Raw genomic sequence first — 16429 nt, 5'->3', positions numbered from 1 at the left:
ATCCTTTTCAACGAGTGACTCAAGTATAGCATGGATTAGGCTAGCAGAAAGGACAAATATATTTATGAAGTTACATTTTTTAGGAACTGGTTCAGGCATGCCTTCGAAACAACGGAACGTTTCCGGGCTCGCACTCACATTGCCTAAACAGACGTGGCTGATCGATTGCGGGGAGGCGACCCAGCACCAGATTCTCCATACCACGATCAAACCGCGAAAAGTATCGGCTGTTTGGATCACGCATCTACACGGGGACCATGTCTTCGGGTTGCCAGGTTTCTTATCGACGCGTTCCGCCCTCGACGGAAAGGATCCGCTCACGCTGTACGGGCCGCGTGGCATCAAGCAATGGCTCGAGCTGACGTTGAAACTGACCGGTTCATATTTAGGCTATGACCTGACGATTGTCGAATATGAGGACGGGGACACGTTCGAGCAAGACGGTCACCTCGTCACGGTGCGGAAGCTCGCGCATCGCTTTCCATCTTACGGGTTTCGCATCGAGGCACCGGCGCGTCCGGGGACGCTCCTCGTCGACAAAGTGAGAGCACTCGGTATTCCGAGCGGTCCAATCTATCGGACAATCAAACAAGCAGACACGTTTGAATTTGCAGGGAAAACATACGCGTCTAAAGAATATGTCACAGAATCGGTCCGTGGAGCGATCGTCGCCATCTTAGGGGATACGACTCCGTGCGAGAATGCATTCGTGCTCGCACAAGCTGCCGACGTCCTCGTCCACGAGGCGACGTTTATGCAAGGGGAGTCAAAACTTGCGAGACAGTACGGTCACTCGACGACGATCGAAGCTGCAATGCTCGCGAACAAGGCGGGCGCGGGCCGATTGATCGTCACCCATATCTCAGCCCGCTACCAAGGCCGGGAAGCAGAATTTGAGGCCGAGGTCGTGTCTGGGTTTGCGGATAGCCATGTGGCAACCGACTTTTCCGAGTTTATAGTGGGGGATTGATGTGACAATACAACTATACGTTTGGCTAGGTTTCATCGTCATCAGCATGTTGCTAGGTGTAAGATTGAATCAGTTGAAAGAGCCAGAACCGAACTTTTTCGCCAAGTTCTTATTCTACTCGTTGCTCGGAATCGTTTCGTTTCCGATCGGCGGGTTTCATATCCCAATCGGATTTTTGATGTCATTCTTGTTCTTTCCGAAACGAAACAGCCGGTATAAATGGTACGGGGCGCTCGTCGGCTTCTTCTTCTTCATCGTTTTACTGTTCGTACCTTTGTTCGACCAATCCGAATTCCGGGCCGAATCTCAACAAATCGGGCCGGTGTCGGTGCAAGACGAGTCGTTCGACCGGATGACAGATACGATTTTACGCCGGATCAACGGCGAGGTGATCAAGCTCGATCGTAGCAAAATGATTGTCGACCGGGACGGTGAACTGCAATCACTCGAGTATTTGCTCATGGTCGAACGCAACAGCTCGTTCCAGCAAATCCGCATCAACTATGACGACTCAGGGGAACTTGAATATCGTCAAGTCGATGAGATGAACAAAGGTTCTGGCCGAGCCTTTTTCGAGAAGCTCGTCGACTTCGAACACGTGATCGAAGCCGTACGGGGGACAGTGTGGGAAGACTTTGCCAAACAAGTCGAGGCACCGCTCTTACAGTTCTCATTTGATGGACTGTACGACATGTACACGTTCGAGAACGAAGCGATGCTCATGATCAACCGGGACGGACGAATCGTCAAATTCTGGCTCCAGCGAGAACCTGTGCTCGCCAACAGTATTCAATTGACCGGTTTGACCCGTGAAGGCAGAGCGACAGGCGAAAAATATACGATTCTTTACAACTATTCCATCCACCAACGAGAGGATTTGACGGATCAATGAAAAAATTGCTCATCATGAGTGTGATGATACCTTTATTGGCAGCTTGTGCCGGAGAAGAGACGTCGAACGGACAAAGTGAGTCTTGTGACGTCGAACCGACGATTTCCGTTTATGACGCGTCGACGGAAGAGACGTTGTACCATGAGAAAAGTGTCTGCCTAGAGGATGGGGCGACGGTGCTCGATGCCCTCAAAGCGACAGAATTACCGATTGATTCTGTCGGAAGCGGGGAGATGACCTACGTCACGGCAATCGGTGGGATACAAGAAAAATCGGCCGGTCAGTCATCTGGCTGGGTGTATGCCTTTAACGGCAGCCCTGGCGATGAAGGGGCGGCTGCAAAAGAAGTCGAGTCCACCGATATTATCCAATGGCGGTTTGAAGAAGATGCGATTTCTTTCTTCGAATGAGGCGGATTTGGAGCGTAGACATGCTGTCACGCTCCTTTTCTTTCTACTCGTCCATCTGTACGTCTTGATTCATGTGAACGGTTCGTTAAGTCTGCTCGCCGGGCTGGTCGGGTTGTTACTGTTGGAGCGGCGCTTTCCCGTCGCGATGCTCGGTCTGCTTGTCGCGTTCGCGCTGATCTCGCTCGCACCGATCCTGTTCCAGTGGGACGTCTCCATCCGTGCGCTCAGCGACCAAATTGTCCGCTTGGCGACGTTTTTATTCGGAATGGTTTGGGCGAGCCGTTTCATGCGATTAGAACGGCTATTGCCGCTCTTGCGACGCTTTCCGCAATCGACCCGGTTGCTATACGGTGCTTGGGCGCTCGTCCCGTCCATGGAACGGGCCATCCGTTTGTCGCTCCGCAGTCACCAGCGACAAGACTGGCGAGAAGCGATCGTCGTCGGGATTGACAGCCAGCGCCGTGAACCCGTTTACGCGTTGCCGCGCCTACGTTCATTCCAAGGCGATGATCTCGTTCATCTGTTCATCCTGTTTATTTGCTTTGTGGCGGCGCTTAAGTGGTCACCACTCATCTGGTTGCTTTACCCGTATTTGACGAAAGGAGGTGTGCGAGATGCGTTGGTTATCCTCAGAGCACGGACGTCAGCAAATTGAGGAGTGGGTCGCTTCAGAGCGGGCCCATATCGTCAATCTCGATGACCCGCTCGCCGGTTCGGTCGCCTCACTGCTCGCCGGTGATGATGCGATGCGCGGCGCCGAACTGGCAGCGCTCTTACAAATCGATCATCTGTCCAAAAAACGATTTGATGAATGCTCGAGCGGAGAACAACAGCTCGTTCGAATCGCTCATGTGCTCGGCGAAAATCCCGATGCGCTCGTTCTCATCGAGCCGTTCCGTTATCTCGATCGATTCCGAAGCGAACACTTATCGATGCTACTTCGGCGGCTAGGACAGCTCGGGATTAGCGTTGCTTATACGGACCGGTCGCGTGAAGGCGGTGCAACACATGCGTTCACGGTCGTTAAGTCGTCTAGTGAAGCATCGATTAACGTCAAAGACGTGTCCTATCGTCATCCGTTGCAACCCGCCTACGCGGTCGAACACGTGTCGTATCGGTCTGACGGACCAGGGTTAACCGTGTGCATCGGGACGAACGGCAGTGGCAAGTCGACACTCCTAGAACTGATGGCGAAGAGCCTGCATCCGTTATACGGGAAAGTGAAGTTATCAGAGCGGCCGCTCTATCTTCCGGCAGACCCCGAGTACGGGCCGTTCCCAAAATCATTGAATCGACGGGTCGAACAGTTGCAGGCGGTACTCGCGTCCACGTCGTCACTCATCGTCCTCGACGAGCCGACGGTCGGACTGTCGGAGAACGAACGCGACGCCTTCGTTGCGGCAATCGTACAAAAAGCCGAGACGGCGCGTGTTTTATGTGCGACCCACGATGAACGCTTGATTGCGGCGGCAGGTCATGTCTTATGTATGGCGAGCGGAGCGGTCGTGTTTGACGGCACGCGCGAACAGTACGTGGATCGGAGTACGTTATGGTCACTTACGTCCTCGCCCTCATAACCGCATTCGCACTTTTGTCGAAGTTTGAGCGGACGAAGTCACCTATTTCCGTATTGACACAGCTTCTCGCGCTCGCCGTCATCGGACGGTGGCTTTTCATGGCCATCCCGAACGTGCAACCGACGACCGCACTATTGATGCTGACCGCGCTCTATTTTGGATGGACGAGTGCAGGCATGCTCGCTTTATTCGTCCCGCTTCTATCGGGACTTTTACTCGGCCTCGGTCCGTTCGTTTTGTATCAGTTTCTCGGTTGGTTGCTCGTGATCACGCTCGTTTACTTGTTACGACCGATCTTGTTGCGGTCGCGCATGTTACTTTGGTCAATCGGGCTCGGCTCTGGTTTTTTATTCGGCTGGACGACGAACTTGTCGTTCGCGGAAGTGATTGGAGCCGACTTTATCAAATTGCTCATCCTTAGCTTGCCGTTCGATTTGGCGCACGGAATCGCAAACGTCTTCTTTTTGATCGTCCTACATGATTTATTCGTTCGCATATTTGTCCGCGAAGACGGGTAAACATGAGTACTACTCGAGTGAGGTGGTTGAGCATGGGCGGATACGTCAATATGTATGAAATCGGTTTGTTCCTCTTCATCGGACTATTGTTTATGGCCGTCAATATCTTCTTGATGTCGCGTCGGCTCATTCGGACACGATACGCGATGTTGAGCATCCTCGCTTCGAGCGTCTGGCCGGCACTGATGATCGTCTTGTCCGTTCAAAACGTCAATCTTCTCGAGGAGATGCGAGCCCGAGCGGCGACACTTGAAGCTGTGTTCGCCTGGTCTCTCGTCGTCACGACGGCGCTCATGACGGTTATACCAGCTTTTATCTTTATTCGACGTCTGATTCAGCTGTCACGCCATGGCGGCTGATTCCTCAACCTAAAAAAGCAGAGCGACTCAAACGTTTGAGTCGCTCTGCTTTTTTAGGTTCAAGATGTCGGGAGCTGTTCGACCGAGGCATCTGTCGGTTTTTGGAATCGACGTAAAATTTCGAGACTGACAGCTCGCGGCATAATTTTCGCGAGTCCGACGAGCGCTTGGTTCGACAAGCCCGGGATGATGACCCGTTTATTTTTCATGACGCCCTTATAACCGAAGAAAGCGACGAGATGAGACGGCATTTTCGATACCATCATTTCGCTACCGGCCCGGTTAAAGAAACCGGTGTCGGTCGGACCCGGGCAAAGGACGCTGACGTTTACGCCTGTGCCTTTCGTCTCGGCATGGAGCGCTTCTGTGAGTGATAAGACGTACGCTTTCGTCGCGTAATAGACGGCCATATACGGTCCCGGCTGGAATGCGGCGACAGAGGCGACGTTTAAGACGTAGCCGTGATTGCGGGCGACCATGTCAGGCAAGTACGCTTTCGTCAACTCGGTCAAGGCGTTGACATTCAACCGGACCTCTTCGGCCTCGGTTTCCGCATCGAGCTCGATAAACTCGCCGGCTGTACCGAAACCAGCGTTATTGATTAAAAAATCGACCGTGAGCCCGGCATCGTCAATCGCGTTCGTCAACCGCTTCACGGCGTTGTGTTCAGATAGGTCGAGGGCGAACACGTGCACGTTAATTGTGTATCGTTTTTCAAGTACTTTTTTGAGTTCATGTAACCGTGGCTCGCTACGAGCTACGAGAATACAGTCAAATCCATCTCGGGCCGCTAAGACGGCGAGATCTAGACCGATGCCAGTCGAGGCACCGGTAATCAAGGCTGTTTTTGTCAAAATCGTCCACTCCTTCGATTAAAAAGTCATACATTGTTACTGATTTCTTCACCAGTTGTTAAATTCCTGCTTCGTCGACACGCTTGAACGTGTGCTAAAGTATATCAAGAATATGTGATTAGACTCACAAAGTCAGGAGAAGAAGCGAAATGATGATTCAGCTAGTGACTACGGCACAAAGCGTCGACCAAGCAGAGGCGCTGATCATGGCGGGCTCCGACCGCATTTATATCGGAGAATCGAAATACGGGTTACGCCATAAAGGCGACTGGTCGTTACCGGCTGTGAGAGAAGTCACAGCGCTCGCCCATCGTTACGGCAAAGAAGTGACGGTCGCCGTCAATAATTTGATGCATAACGATCAAATCGAGGCGTTACCGGATTATTTACACACGCTCAAGCAAATCGGGATCGACAGTGTGACGGCGGGCGACCCAGGTGCCATCCGCTTGATCCGTAATGCCAATATCCCCTATTGGTACGATGCTCAAACGCTCGTCACGTCGGCGCGACACATTCAATTTTGGGGTAAGCGCGACGCCATCGGGGCAGTCGCGGCCCGTGAAGTGACACTGACCGAACTCGGGATGATTCAACAGCAGATCGGGCTCCCCGTCGAGGTTCAAGTGTACGGACCAACATGTATCCATCACTCGAAACGACCGCTATTGACGAACTATTTCAATGAGATCGGCCGGTCGAGAGAGGAGGCGGAAGTGCGCGAGTACTATATGAGCGAACCGTCTGATGCGGACAGTCGCTATCCCGTCTACCAAGACGACAACGGGACGCACGTCTTCTCCGAAGATTTGACGCTCATGGGTCAATTGCCGGCGCTCTTAAAAGGCGGACTGCATACGTGGAAACTCGAAGGGTGGCATGCCGGGGACGCGTTCGTCGACATCGTCCGTCTGTTCGACAAAGCCCGATCGGATTTGTTGAACGGCCAGTTCGACCGCACGCTCATGGAACGGCGTCTCGCCGAACTCCAACCTGAACAATTCCGGCTTGGGACCGGACTGTTGTTACGAAATCCAGAAGAGATCAAGTGAGGGGATCAAGATGAAAAAACGTCCAGAACTACTAGCTCCGGCAGGAAACTTAGAAAAATTAAAGATGGCGATTCTCTACGGGGCCGATGCGGTCTTTATCGGTGGTCAACAGTTCGGGCTCCGCTCGCGGGCCGGTAACTTCGGATACGAGGAGATGGCCGAAGGCGTCGCTTTCGCGCACGCGCGCGGGGCGAAAGTGTATGTCGCCGCGAACATGGTGACCCATGAAGGGGATATCGATGGCGCGGGCGATTTCTTCTGTCGACTCCGTGACATCGGCATCGACGCCGTCATCGTCTCGGACCCGGCCATGATCGAGGTCTGTCTCACGGACGCGCCCGGTCTTCCGGTCCATTTATCGACGCAGGCGTCGGCGACGAACTACGAGACGCTCCGTTTTTGGCAAGAGGAAGGGCTAGAGCGAATCGTCCTCGCCCGTGAAGTGTCGATGGAAGAGATCAAAGAGATGAAACGTCAAGTCGACGTCGAGATCGAGGCGTTCGTCCATGGCGCGATGTGTATCTCCTACTCGGGACGTTGCACGCTGTCGAACCATATGGCGCTCCGCGATGCGAACCGCGGCGGCTGTGCCCAGTCGTGCCGCTGGAAATACGGCTTCTTCGAGGCGGATGAGCTGTTGACAGACGACATGGCAGCGCGCGATGAGGAACCGTTCTCGATGAGTTCGGTCGATCTTGCGATGGTCCGGCACATACCCGATTTGGTCGATGCCGGCGTCGATAGCTTGAAAGTCGAGGGACGGATGAAATCGATCCATTACGTAGCGACCGTCTGTAACGTCTATCGTCAAGTCATCGACGCCTACTGCGGGGATCCTGAAGGATTCGTCTTCGACCCGGCATGGGAAGAAGAGATTTGGAAAGCAGCGCAACGAGAGCTCGCGAGCGGGTTCTATTACGGCATCCCGACCGAGAAAGAGCAACTGTTCGGCAAGCCGCGCGCCATCCCGCAATATGCGTTCGCAGCGCGCGTCATCTCGTATGAAGCGTCGACAGGCATGGCGACGCTCGAGCAGCGTAACCATTTCCGCCGCGGAGAAGAAGTCGAATTCTTTGGTCCCGGGTTCGTCCGCTTCACGCAACGGATCGACGAGTTGTTCGATGAGACCGGGATGCCGCTCGAGACGGCGAACCAGGCGATGATGACGGTACGCGTCAAAGTCGACCAACCTGTCGCGACCGACTTCATCATGCGAAAACGAAAAGCGGCAGCAGTGAAAGTTCCCGCTTCGAGTGCCCGTTGACACATCCGGCAAGGCAACATAGTCGACCGTTCCATCCAATCTTGCTACCCTATTAACATATACGAAAAAGGGGATGGAAGGATGAATCAGAACACGGAGCAACTTCGGACCGATCCGATCGGACGCCTGCTGTTTAAGCTGTCGCTGCCGGCGATGATCGGTATGCTGGTGACGGCGCTCTATAATATAATTGACACGATTTTCGTCTCGCGTGGCATCGGACCGGCTGCGGTGGCCGCGATCGGGATCGCGTTCCCGATTCAAATGATTCTGATGGCCGTCTCGAGTGCGGTCGGTCTCGGCGGGGCCTCGATCAGTTCGCGGAAACTCGGCAAAGGAGACGACGCCGGTGCCGCCGTCACGTTCATGAACGTGCTCGTGCTCGTTGGTGTGTTCGCCGCGTTCGCGGTCAGTTCGGCCATCTTCATGCTCGATTCGATCTTGACCGTGTTCGGGGCGACGTCGGAGATCATGGAATTGAGTCGTCAATACTTATCGGTCACGCTGATCAGTTCGCCGTTCTTCATGTTCACGCTCGCGGCGAGCGCGATGGTACGGGCCGAAGGACAGGCACCTTATCAGATGAAAGTGATGCTCACGACCGTCGTCGTCAACTTGGTGTCGACGCCGCTGTTCATCTTCACGTTCGGATGGGGTATTTACGGGGCGGCCTGGTCGACGGCACTCGCTCAAGTCGTCGGGTCGGTGCTCATGTTACGCTTCTTTTTCGCAAAAAATCGCCGAACCGAGCTCGACTTCCAATGGCGGAAGTTTCGGCTGCGGTTCGGCGAATTGAAGGAGATTATGGCAATCGGGTCATCCTCGTTCGTCATGATGGTGTCGCAATCGATCTTGTTCGTCTTCGTCAACATCATGCTCGGGACGTATGGTGGGACCCAAGAATTGGCCACGTTCGCCATTTTGAATAAGTTCATGGCGCTCGTCGGAATGCCGATCATGGGCATCGTCCAAGGCATGCAACCGATAGTCGGCTATAACTTCGGGGCGCGACAGTTCGAGCGGATGCGCGAGACGATTTGGACGGCGCTACGGGCTGGGATCGCGATTGCGGTCTTCATCTGGCTGACGCTCCAGCTGTTCCCAGAACCGCTCATGCGCATGTTCACGTCCGACGCGAACTTGATTGCTGGCGGGGTGACGGCGATTCATGTCCTGTTCGCTGTCTCGTTCTTAACGAGCGTCCAAATGCTCGTCAACGGCATCTATCAATCACTCGGGAAAGCCCGGGTCGCGATGTTCTTGTCGTTGTCTCGGCAGACGCTTTATACGATTCCGCTCGTCTTTATCTTACCGAACTTCTTCGGTGTGTTCGGTGTGTGGCTCGCCTTCCCAATCGCCGACGGCTTGACCTTCCTGACAGCGATCGGCATGGCGATTTGGGACCGGAAACTGCTGTTCCGTCCGTCAGAAGATGAGGTGGAAGCGAAAGCGAAAGCGACCAATTTATGAAACGACGTCCGTTCTTGTTGAACGGGCGTCTTCTTTTAGGAACAAGTAAATCCCACCGAGCAAAACGGCCGCGCCGATCCATTGCATCACGCCGAGCCGTTCCTCGAAGAAGACGAAGCCGAATAGCATGCCCCAGAGCGCCTCGCCGAGAATGGTGATGCTGACGACGGTCGCACTGACGCGGGCGAGGGCGTAGTTGAACAAGTTATGGCCGAGGAGCGTCGGGAAGAAGGCGAGGGCGATGAAATACCACCAATTCACTCCTTCGAAGCCGACGAACGTCGTGTCCCGAACGAGCAACATGAAACCGAGAACGAACGTGGCGACGAAATAGACGCTGAACGAGTAGTCGTTCGTCTTCATCTCGGTCCGAATGTGTTGACCGACGAGCCAGTAGCCGGCGATCAACAAGGCGGCGAGAAGCGCGAGCACATCCCCGTAGAGCGCGTCGCGACCGATTTGGATATCACCGGCCGCGACGAGCATGCCGCCGAGGACGGCGACGAGTGCAAATGCCAAACCTTTTCGGGTCGGATGTTTTTTAAAGAACAGGGCGTTCCCGATGAGGACGAAAATCGGGCTCGACGTCACGAACAACGTCGAACTCGCGACGGTCGTGTAGTCGAGCGATAAAAACCAGAGCCAGAAATGGAAGGCGAGGAGCGTCCCGCTGAACAAGATCGCGTAGCGGGTGTTCGAGCGTAACGAGAAGAGCGAGCGGTAATCGAGAAACGGTAACAACATGAGGCTCGAGAACAGCATGCGGTAGAAAGCGGCCGTCTCCGCCGGAGCGGACGTCCATTTGACGAACAAGACGCTCGTCGACAGGAAAAAGACGGCGGCAAATAAAATTAAATAAGACAACAGGCATCCCCCTTTGGTTTTGTACATATTCCTCTAATGATATAATGAAACATACGAGAAAAAACATTCTTTTTCGAAAGTGTCGTTTCGACGAGATCGTTCGAACGACAACGAAAGTAGGGATCACATGAGATTAATCATTGCGGAGAAACCGTCGCAGGCACAAAAGCTGGCGGCGCCGTATCCATCAAAAAAGAGAAAAGACGAGATTGAAATCGCAGCATGCCAACGTTTCCCGGAAGGTGCCATCGTCGTTTGGGCAGTTGGCCACTTATGTGAACTCCAAGAGCCGTCCCACTACCGCCCGGAGTGGAAGTCTTGGAAGTATGAATCACTTCCGATTGTCCCAGACCGGTTCGACTATCGCATCTCGAAGGGCAAGTCGAAGCCGTTCCAGACAATCAAAAAATGGCTCCACGACCGCTCGATCACGGACGTCATCATCGCTTCTGACGCCGAGCGGGAAGGAGAGGCGATCGTTCGTCTCATCTTGCGCCTTGCCGGCAACAAAAAACCGCTCGAGCGCTTATGGATCTCGAGTTTGACCGAGCAGGCGGTCGACCGCGGCTTCGCGCAGCTGTTGCCGGGAGAGCAGACGATTCCGTATTACCATGAGGCGATGAGTCGTGCCTGTGCCGACTGGCTCGTCGGTATGAACGCATCGCGCGCATATACGACGCTCTTGAAGACGATTGGCATCGAAGACGTGTTCTCACTCGGCCGCGTCCAGACACCGACGCTCGCCTTGATCGTCAATCGAGAGCGCGAGATCAAACAGTTCGTCCCGGAGGCGTACTTCGAGGTCGAAGCGACGCTCCAAAAAGGACGGGGCACGTTCAAAGCGAAATACACACTTGGAAAGACGACGAAACTGAAGACGCGTGAACAAGCTGACGCCGTCGTCGACCGATCGACCGGAACGGCGGTCGTGCGGTCGATTGATAAGGAAGACAAGACGGAACACCCACCGTTCTGGTTCAGCTTATCGGGTCTCCAGGCCGAGGCCGGCAAACGGTTCGGCTTCGGGGCGAAGAAGACGCTCGATATCGCCCAAAAGTTGTATACGAAAGGGTGGATCAGTTATCCGCGGACAGATTCTAGTTTCGTCACGCCCGACGAGGCGACGCTGTTCCCGCAGACGAAAGCACGGCTGTTGAAGTCTGCGGCATATGCTGGACTCGCTGACGTGTTGACCGAGAACCCGTCCCGGAACAGCCGCTACGTCAACGCGAAAAAAGTGAGCGATCACTATGCGATCATTCCGACCGAAGCGTGCGGCGATGTGGGTCGACTTAGCGGGGATGAGGCGAAACTGTATGACTTGATCAACCGCCGCTTTCTGGCGGCGTTCGCCCCCTCGGCCAAACTCGAGAAGACGACCGTCGACTTGATGGACGGGGAAGACTTATACCGGGCAAAAGGGACGGTCGTTGTCAGCCCCGGGTACCGTCAAGTCGTCGAGATGAAGTCAAAAGACGTCGAGCTTCCGGTGCTGACAACCGGTGAGCCGTTGACTGAAAAGAAAGTCGAAGTGTTATCGAAACAGACAGAGCCTCCAAAACGGTATACGGAAGGCGCGCTCATCATGGCGATGAAAGTCGCCGGGAAACAGCTCGACGACGAGGAACTGATCCATATCATGAAAGAAGTCGAGGGGCTCGGCACGGAAGCGACTCGGGCGAACATAATCGACGGCTTGAAGAAGCGGGGTTATGTTGAACTTCAAAAGAAAGAGCTCGTTCCGACCGATAAAGGCCGTCTGTTAATCGATGTGCTCGGCGACAGCATTCTCGCCTCGCCGGCCATGACCGCGAAATGGGAGAAGCGGCTCCATGAGATCGGACAGGCGTCTGCGTCTGCGGCCGAATTCATCGACCAGGCGAAAAAGATGTCGATTCATCTCGTCGAAGAAGCCAAAGCGAGAGTCGCGGCGGCGAATCCGGAAGGCTATACGATTGAACCGAGACGATTCGGGAAGAAATCTGCCTCGCGGCCAAAAGCGTCGTTTGGCGTCTGTCCGAGCTGTGGAAAAGGACTCGTCGAGCATCCGAAGTTCATCGGTTGCAGCGGCTACCGCGAAGGGTGCAAATTCACCGTGTCAAAACAAGTGCTCGGTGTCGGACTCGCGAAAGATGAACTGAAACAGATGATCAACGGCGGGCAGTCAAATGTTCATGCGTTCAAAAAAGGCGACAAGACGTTTGAGGCCACGCTCTATCTTGAAAAAGGGGCGATACGCTTCGAGTTCAATTGAACTACCCCCACCTACGCTTCGCTTAGAGGGGGAGGATTCCTGAGTTATCCGACCTAACAGTCGAAACCTGATCAGGCTAGCCCCGTCGTCCCGACGGTTGAAGAGGCGAAGATACGCCGAGCCTCTCGTTTGAGGTTCAGTCCTGCGTTCACATCGCGGTCGTGGTGGGTCCCGCAGCCCGGGCATGTCCACTCACGCAGACCAAGATGCTTCACGTCTTTGTGTCGATGACCGCAACTCGAACAGAGCTGGCTCGAGGCGAAGGTCTTCCCGACCTTCACGACGGTCTTGCCGTACCAGTCCGCCTTGTATTCGAGCATGCGGAAGAACTCCGACCAACTCACCTCCGAGATGGACTTGCTGAGCGCGCGGTTCTTCTGCATGTTCTTCACCTGCAAGGTCTCGATGCCGATAATGTCGTGGTTTTTGACGATCTCGGTCGATACCTTGTGCAGGAAGTCGGTGCGCTTGTTGGCGATCTTCTCATGGATGCAGGCGACCTTCCGTTTCTGTTTCTGATAGTTCTTCGCCTCCGACAGCTTGATGTTCCGGTTCAGGGCGATGAGCCGACGACGGGAGAGCTTGCGCTGCTCACGTGCCAGTTTCTTCTCGAGCGTGCGAAAGTAGCGGTCGTTTTGGTACACCGTGCCGTCGGACAGGATGGCGAAGTTCTTGAGCCCGACGTCGACGCCGACGGTTGAGCCGGTCTTCGGCAGTTCGTCGATTTCCTGCTCGACGAGGAGGGAGACGAAGTATTTGCCTGAGGCGTTACGTCGGATCGTGGCGTTCAAGATACGGCCCTCGACCTGCTTCGAGTTGGCGAACCGGACCCACTTCAACTTCGGCAGCTTGAGCCGGTTGCCGACGATCGACACCTCAGGAAGTTGAGACTTGCCCTGGATGTTCGTCGTTTAGAAGTGGGCGTATTCTCGCCTAATTTTGATAAAAATAGAGCCATCCGTCGTGGATGGCTCTATTTGTCCTGCTGATCTTGTTCGGTGATGCGACGATTAATCTCATCGTAGTCGAGAACGATGTCATCTTTGTTGTCTTTGTAGGCGTATCCTTTTTGGATGACGACGACAGAGGCGATCAAGACGAGCAAAATGATCAATCCACTTACGGCAAATATCCATCCCATGGCGCATTCCTCGCTTTCTTTCTTTTAGTATGACAAAAAGCTGAGACGTTCTCCATGTTTGAGCCTCTCACAACTGTTACAGGTTTGAAATGGTTGGTCTCTTGATTAGATATGATACAATAACATATAGAAGAACACTGACAGAGAAGGTAGGGATGACTATGGCGATTTTGATTGTCGACGACGAACCGGTCAATACGATGGTTCTCGAACAATTATTGCATCAACACGATTATGAGACGGTCTCGGTCTCAAGTGGTGAAGATGCTCTCGCGCTCCTCATGGACCCGCAAGCCCCGTCGCTGTATGACCTCGTCCTGCTCGATGTCGAGATGCCCGGCATCTCAGGGATTGAAACGTGCAAACGGATTCGACAAATGACAGGATATGAAGAACTGCCGGTAATCATGGTGTCGGGCCGGACCGAAGAGAAGCAAATTGCCGAAGGGCTAGATGCTGAAGCGTCCGACTATACGACGAAGCCGATCAAAATCACCGAACTCCTCGCCCGGATTCGCTCGGCGCTCCGTTACAAAGCGGCCGTCGATGAACGGAAAAAATATGAGGCTCGTCTCCAATATGACCTGGATTTGGCCCAAAAGATTCAGCAGAGCGCACTGACCCCACCAATCAGTAGCGCGGAAATCGATATGCGGGCGCTGTACCTGCCATCTAAAAAATTGGCGGGTGACATGTACGCCTGGTTCCAAGTCGCGCCTGATCGTTACGGTGTCATCATTTTCGACGTGATGGGTCACGGCGTGTCTTCAGCCTTGATCACGATGGGAATCCGCTCGATCTTGCCAGGCCTTGTCGCCAACGTCCAGTACCCGGTCGACGTCATGACCGAACTGAACCGACAGATGACGTTCCTGTTTTCAGGCGACGATATGCAAAGTTATTTCACGGCCGTCTATTGTTACATCGATACGACGAATCAACGCATCGAGTATGTCAATGCCGGCCATCCGCCTGTGATCGTGACGTCTCCGGAAGGGATGACTCGTCTCGAGACGACTGGGGTGCCGGTCGGCATGTTCGAGGAACCGAATTATGAATCGAAAGAAATCAAGATCACGCCAGGTATGGTCCTGCATATGTACACGGACGGACTGATGGAATGTTATAGCAAAGACATCGATGACGGCATCCGTTGGCTTGAAAAAGACATCGCCACGTACGGCTTAGATTATGCCCGTCACGTTGCCGAACGGCTCGTCCCGAAAATCGAGATTGACGACGACTTGTGCCTCGTCACGGTAAAGCTAACTTAAACGACAAAAGGATGAGACCGTCGCTCATGACGATTTCATCCTTTTGTCTAGAAATAACGTTTCCGCCATAAAATATAAAAGGCGAGACTCGAAAAACCGACCATCATGGCAAGTGCGAACACGAAACCGATTGATTGACCTTCGAACGGGACTTGGACGTTCATCCCAAAGATCCCGGAAATCATCGTCGGAATGCTGAGCACGATCGTGATCGACGCCAAGAACTTCATGACGAAGTTGACGTTGTTCGAGATGATCGACCCGAACGCATCCATCTTAATGCTGATGATGTCGTTATAAATCGAGGCCATCTCCATCGCCTGACGATGCTCGACGAATACGTCTTCTAACAAGTCTTCGTCCTCTTCATGCTTCTCAAGACTCGGCGTCTTGACGATGCGGTCGAGGACGCTGTCATTCGCTTTGAGCGATGTCATGAAGTAGACGAGCGACTTCTGTAAGTTCATCAACTGGAAAATTTCCTGATTTCGCATCGAACGTTGAAGTTCTTGCTCTAGCTCTTCCATTCGCCGGTCGATCTGGCGAAGGAACCGCAAGTACGTCATGCTGACTCGGTGCAAAATCTGGAAGACGAACCGGCTACGATAGTTTGTCCGGAACAAGCGGGCTTTGCCGTTAGCGAACAAGTTGAGTACATCGAGGTCACGCGAACAGACGGTGATGAAATGTCGTCCCGTGACGATGATACCGAGTGGGATCGTATTATAGGCACGTCCCGTATCGTCTTCTTCAACGTATGGAACGTCAATGATCATGAGCAGGCCTTCGTCATCTTTCTCAAAACGCGGCTTTTCTTCGATATCAAGTGGGTCATACACGAAGTCTTCAGGAATGCCGGAGGCGGCAATGACTTGATCGGCCTCGTCTTTCGTCGGGTTGACGAGTTGGATCCAGCTTCCTTTGTCAAAGTCTTCGATCTCGTGAACGCGACCAGATGCGTCGGTACGGTAAATCGTTAGCATAATCTTCCTCCTACCTTAGCTCAACTTTATTATAGGTAGGCGAGTAGGAGAGTGCAATCGCAAAGAAGGAGATTTTTTGTTTTCTCTCGAAAACATCCTACAGTGAGTTAGAATGTCAGAAGGAATGAGTAGAAGGAGGGATGGAGATGACTCAAACACCCCAAAACGCTCTGTTTAACGAAGATAAATTAGCAGAGCTCCATCAAATCGCAAGTGGAAATAAAGATTTTCTGAAAAAGATTGCCGAGACTTACGTCGCGCAGTTCGAGGCGAAGTTTCCTGAATTAAAGCGCGTGGTCGAGACGAAAGATCATGAACAAATCGAACAACTCGCCCACTTGTTAAAGGGAGCCTCTTATTCGGTCGGACTTGACGAGACGGCGTCGCGTTTCCAACAACTTGAACTCGCCGGTGAGACGAACGAAGTCGAGAACCTTGAACCGGTGCTTGAGGACATCGAGCGTCAAATGCAACGGTTCGCTGTCGAATGGGACGCCTATTTCAATCGATTGGTGTAATGAAAGAGGGGCCGCAATTTTGCGGCCCC

The 16429-nt window shown here is 53.5% G+C and carries 17 protein-coding genes and 1 pseudogene; 13 read left to right on the top strand and 5 right to left on the bottom strand.

What is annotated here, in order from left to right; translation table 11 throughout:
- Window positions 1–64: 64 nt before the first annotated feature.
- From rnz to EVJ26_RS07600, 7 genes are read left to right on the top strand one after another with little or no spacing between them, the layout of a single operon-like run.
- Complete coding sequence (rnz, locus tag EVJ26_RS07630; RefSeq protein ID WP_131467872.1) at window positions 65–970, top strand: ribonuclease Z; 906 nt, start codon at window positions 65–67, stop codon at window positions 968–970.
- A 1-nt stretch (window position 971) separates the two neighbouring features.
- Complete coding sequence (locus EVJ26_RS07625; RefSeq protein ID WP_131467874.1) at window positions 972–1862, top strand: hypothetical protein; 891 nt, start codon at window positions 972–974, stop codon at window positions 1860–1862.
- On the top strand, window positions 1859–2272 hold the full coding sequence (locus tag EVJ26_RS07620; protein WP_131467876.1) for a DUF4430 domain-containing protein: 414 nt from the start codon (window positions 1859–1861) through the stop codon (window positions 2270–2272). Before EVJ26_RS07625 ends, EVJ26_RS07620 begins: the two co-directional genes overlap by 4 nt.
- A gap of 7 nt (window positions 2273–2279) precedes the next feature.
- Complete coding sequence (locus EVJ26_RS07615; protein WP_236635530.1) at window positions 2280–2927, top strand: hypothetical protein; 648 nt, start codon at window positions 2280–2282, stop codon at window positions 2925–2927.
- Complete coding sequence (locus EVJ26_RS07610) at window positions 2887–3849, top strand: ATP-binding cassette domain-containing protein (RefSeq protein ID WP_131467880.1); 963 nt, start codon at window positions 2887–2889, stop codon at window positions 3847–3849. Before EVJ26_RS07615 ends, EVJ26_RS07610 begins: the two co-directional genes overlap by 41 nt.
- Window positions 3822–4367, top strand: coding sequence for a hypothetical protein (locus tag EVJ26_RS07605; protein ID WP_131458471.1), 546 nt, complete (start codon window positions 3822–3824; stop codon window positions 4365–4367). The genes EVJ26_RS07610 and EVJ26_RS07605 overlap by 28 nt, the downstream gene beginning before the upstream one ends.
- Before the next feature lie 2 nt (window positions 4368–4369).
- Window positions 4370–4726 (top strand): hypothetical protein, encoded by a 357-nt coding sequence (locus tag EVJ26_RS07600; RefSeq protein ID WP_236635529.1) that lies wholly within the window; start codon window positions 4370–4372, stop codon window positions 4724–4726.
- 59 nt (window positions 4727–4785) lie between these two features.
- On the opposite strand, the gene EVJ26_RS07595 is transcribed toward EVJ26_RS07600, so the two are convergent.
- Window positions 4786–5583: an SDR family NAD(P)-dependent oxidoreductase gene (locus EVJ26_RS07595; RefSeq protein ID WP_070327908.1), complete on the bottom strand. Its 798-nt coding sequence runs from the start codon at window positions 5581–5583 to the stop codon at window positions 4786–4788.
- Window positions 5584–5729: 146 nt separating this feature from the next.
- Here EVJ26_RS07595 and EVJ26_RS07590 point away from each other — a divergent pair, with 146 nt between their 5' ends.
- From EVJ26_RS07590 to EVJ26_RS07580, 3 genes are all read left to right on the top strand, one after another.
- Window positions 5730–6632 carry a peptidase U32 family protein gene (locus EVJ26_RS07590; RefSeq protein WP_131467883.1) on the top strand — a complete coding sequence of 301 codons (903 nt, stop codon included), beginning with the start codon at window positions 5730–5732 and terminating at the stop codon, window positions 6630–6632.
- Window positions 6633–6642: 10 nt separating this feature from the next.
- Complete coding sequence (locus EVJ26_RS07585; protein WP_131467885.1) at window positions 6643–7896, top strand: peptidase U32 family protein; 1254 nt, start codon at window positions 6643–6645, stop codon at window positions 7894–7896.
- A gap of 81 nt (window positions 7897–7977) precedes the next feature.
- The gene (locus tag EVJ26_RS07580) at window positions 7978–9366 is read left to right on the top strand and encodes an MATE family efflux transporter (protein ID WP_131458465.1); all 1389 of its coding nucleotides are present in this window, start codon (window positions 7978–7980) and stop codon (window positions 9364–9366) included.
- Here EVJ26_RS07580 and EVJ26_RS07575 read toward each other — a convergent pair.
- Complete coding sequence (locus EVJ26_RS07575) at window positions 9361–10230, bottom strand: DMT family transporter (protein WP_236635528.1); 870 nt, start codon at window positions 10228–10230, stop codon at window positions 9361–9363. The genes EVJ26_RS07580 and EVJ26_RS07575 overlap by 6 nt on opposite strands.
- A 127-nt stretch (window positions 10231–10357) precedes the next feature.
- Between EVJ26_RS07575 and EVJ26_RS07570 the strand changes: the two genes are divergently transcribed.
- Window positions 10358–12484 carry a DNA topoisomerase III gene (locus tag EVJ26_RS07570; protein WP_131467887.1) on the top strand — a complete coding sequence of 709 codons (2127 nt, stop codon included), beginning with the start codon at window positions 10358–10360 and terminating at the stop codon, window positions 12482–12484.
- A gap of 71 nt (window positions 12485–12555) precedes the next feature.
- Here EVJ26_RS07570 and EVJ26_RS07565 read toward each other — a convergent pair.
- Window positions 12556–13392, bottom strand: a pseudogene (locus tag EVJ26_RS07565) (RNA-guided endonuclease TnpB family protein); the annotation flags it as partial.
- Between the two features lie 65 nt (window positions 13393–13457).
- Window positions 13458–13625 (bottom strand): YtzI protein, encoded by a 168-nt coding sequence (gene ytzI, locus EVJ26_RS07560; RefSeq protein WP_131458459.1) that lies wholly within the window; start codon window positions 13623–13625, stop codon window positions 13458–13460.
- Window positions 13626–13786: 161 nt separating this feature from the next.
- Between ytzI and EVJ26_RS07555 the strand changes: the two genes are divergently transcribed.
- The gene (locus EVJ26_RS07555) at window positions 13787–14899 is read left to right on the top strand and encodes a PP2C family protein-serine/threonine phosphatase (protein ID WP_070327094.1); all 1113 of its coding nucleotides are present in this window, start codon (window positions 13787–13789) and stop codon (window positions 14897–14899) included.
- A gap of 47 nt (window positions 14900–14946) precedes the next feature.
- On the opposite strand, the gene EVJ26_RS07550 is transcribed toward EVJ26_RS07555, so the two are convergent.
- Window positions 14947–15882: a magnesium transporter CorA family protein gene (locus EVJ26_RS07550; RefSeq protein ID WP_070327095.1), complete on the bottom strand. Its 936-nt coding sequence runs from the start codon at window positions 15880–15882 to the stop codon at window positions 14947–14949.
- A 146-nt stretch (window positions 15883–16028) separates the two neighbouring features.
- On the opposite strand from EVJ26_RS07550, the gene EVJ26_RS07545 reads away from it, so the two are divergent.
- On the top strand, window positions 16029–16400 hold the full coding sequence (locus tag EVJ26_RS07545) for an Hpt domain-containing protein (RefSeq protein WP_236634051.1): 372 nt from the start codon (window positions 16029–16031) through the stop codon (window positions 16398–16400).
- Window positions 16401–16429: the final 29 nt, after the last annotated feature.

Source organism: Exiguobacterium sp. SH3S1 (genome assembly GCF_004337105.1).
Taxonomy (GTDB): Bacteria; Bacillota; Bacilli; order Exiguobacteriales; family Exiguobacteriaceae; genus Exiguobacterium; species Exiguobacterium aurantiacum_A.
This window is presented reverse-complemented; position numbering and strand designations above follow the sequence as displayed.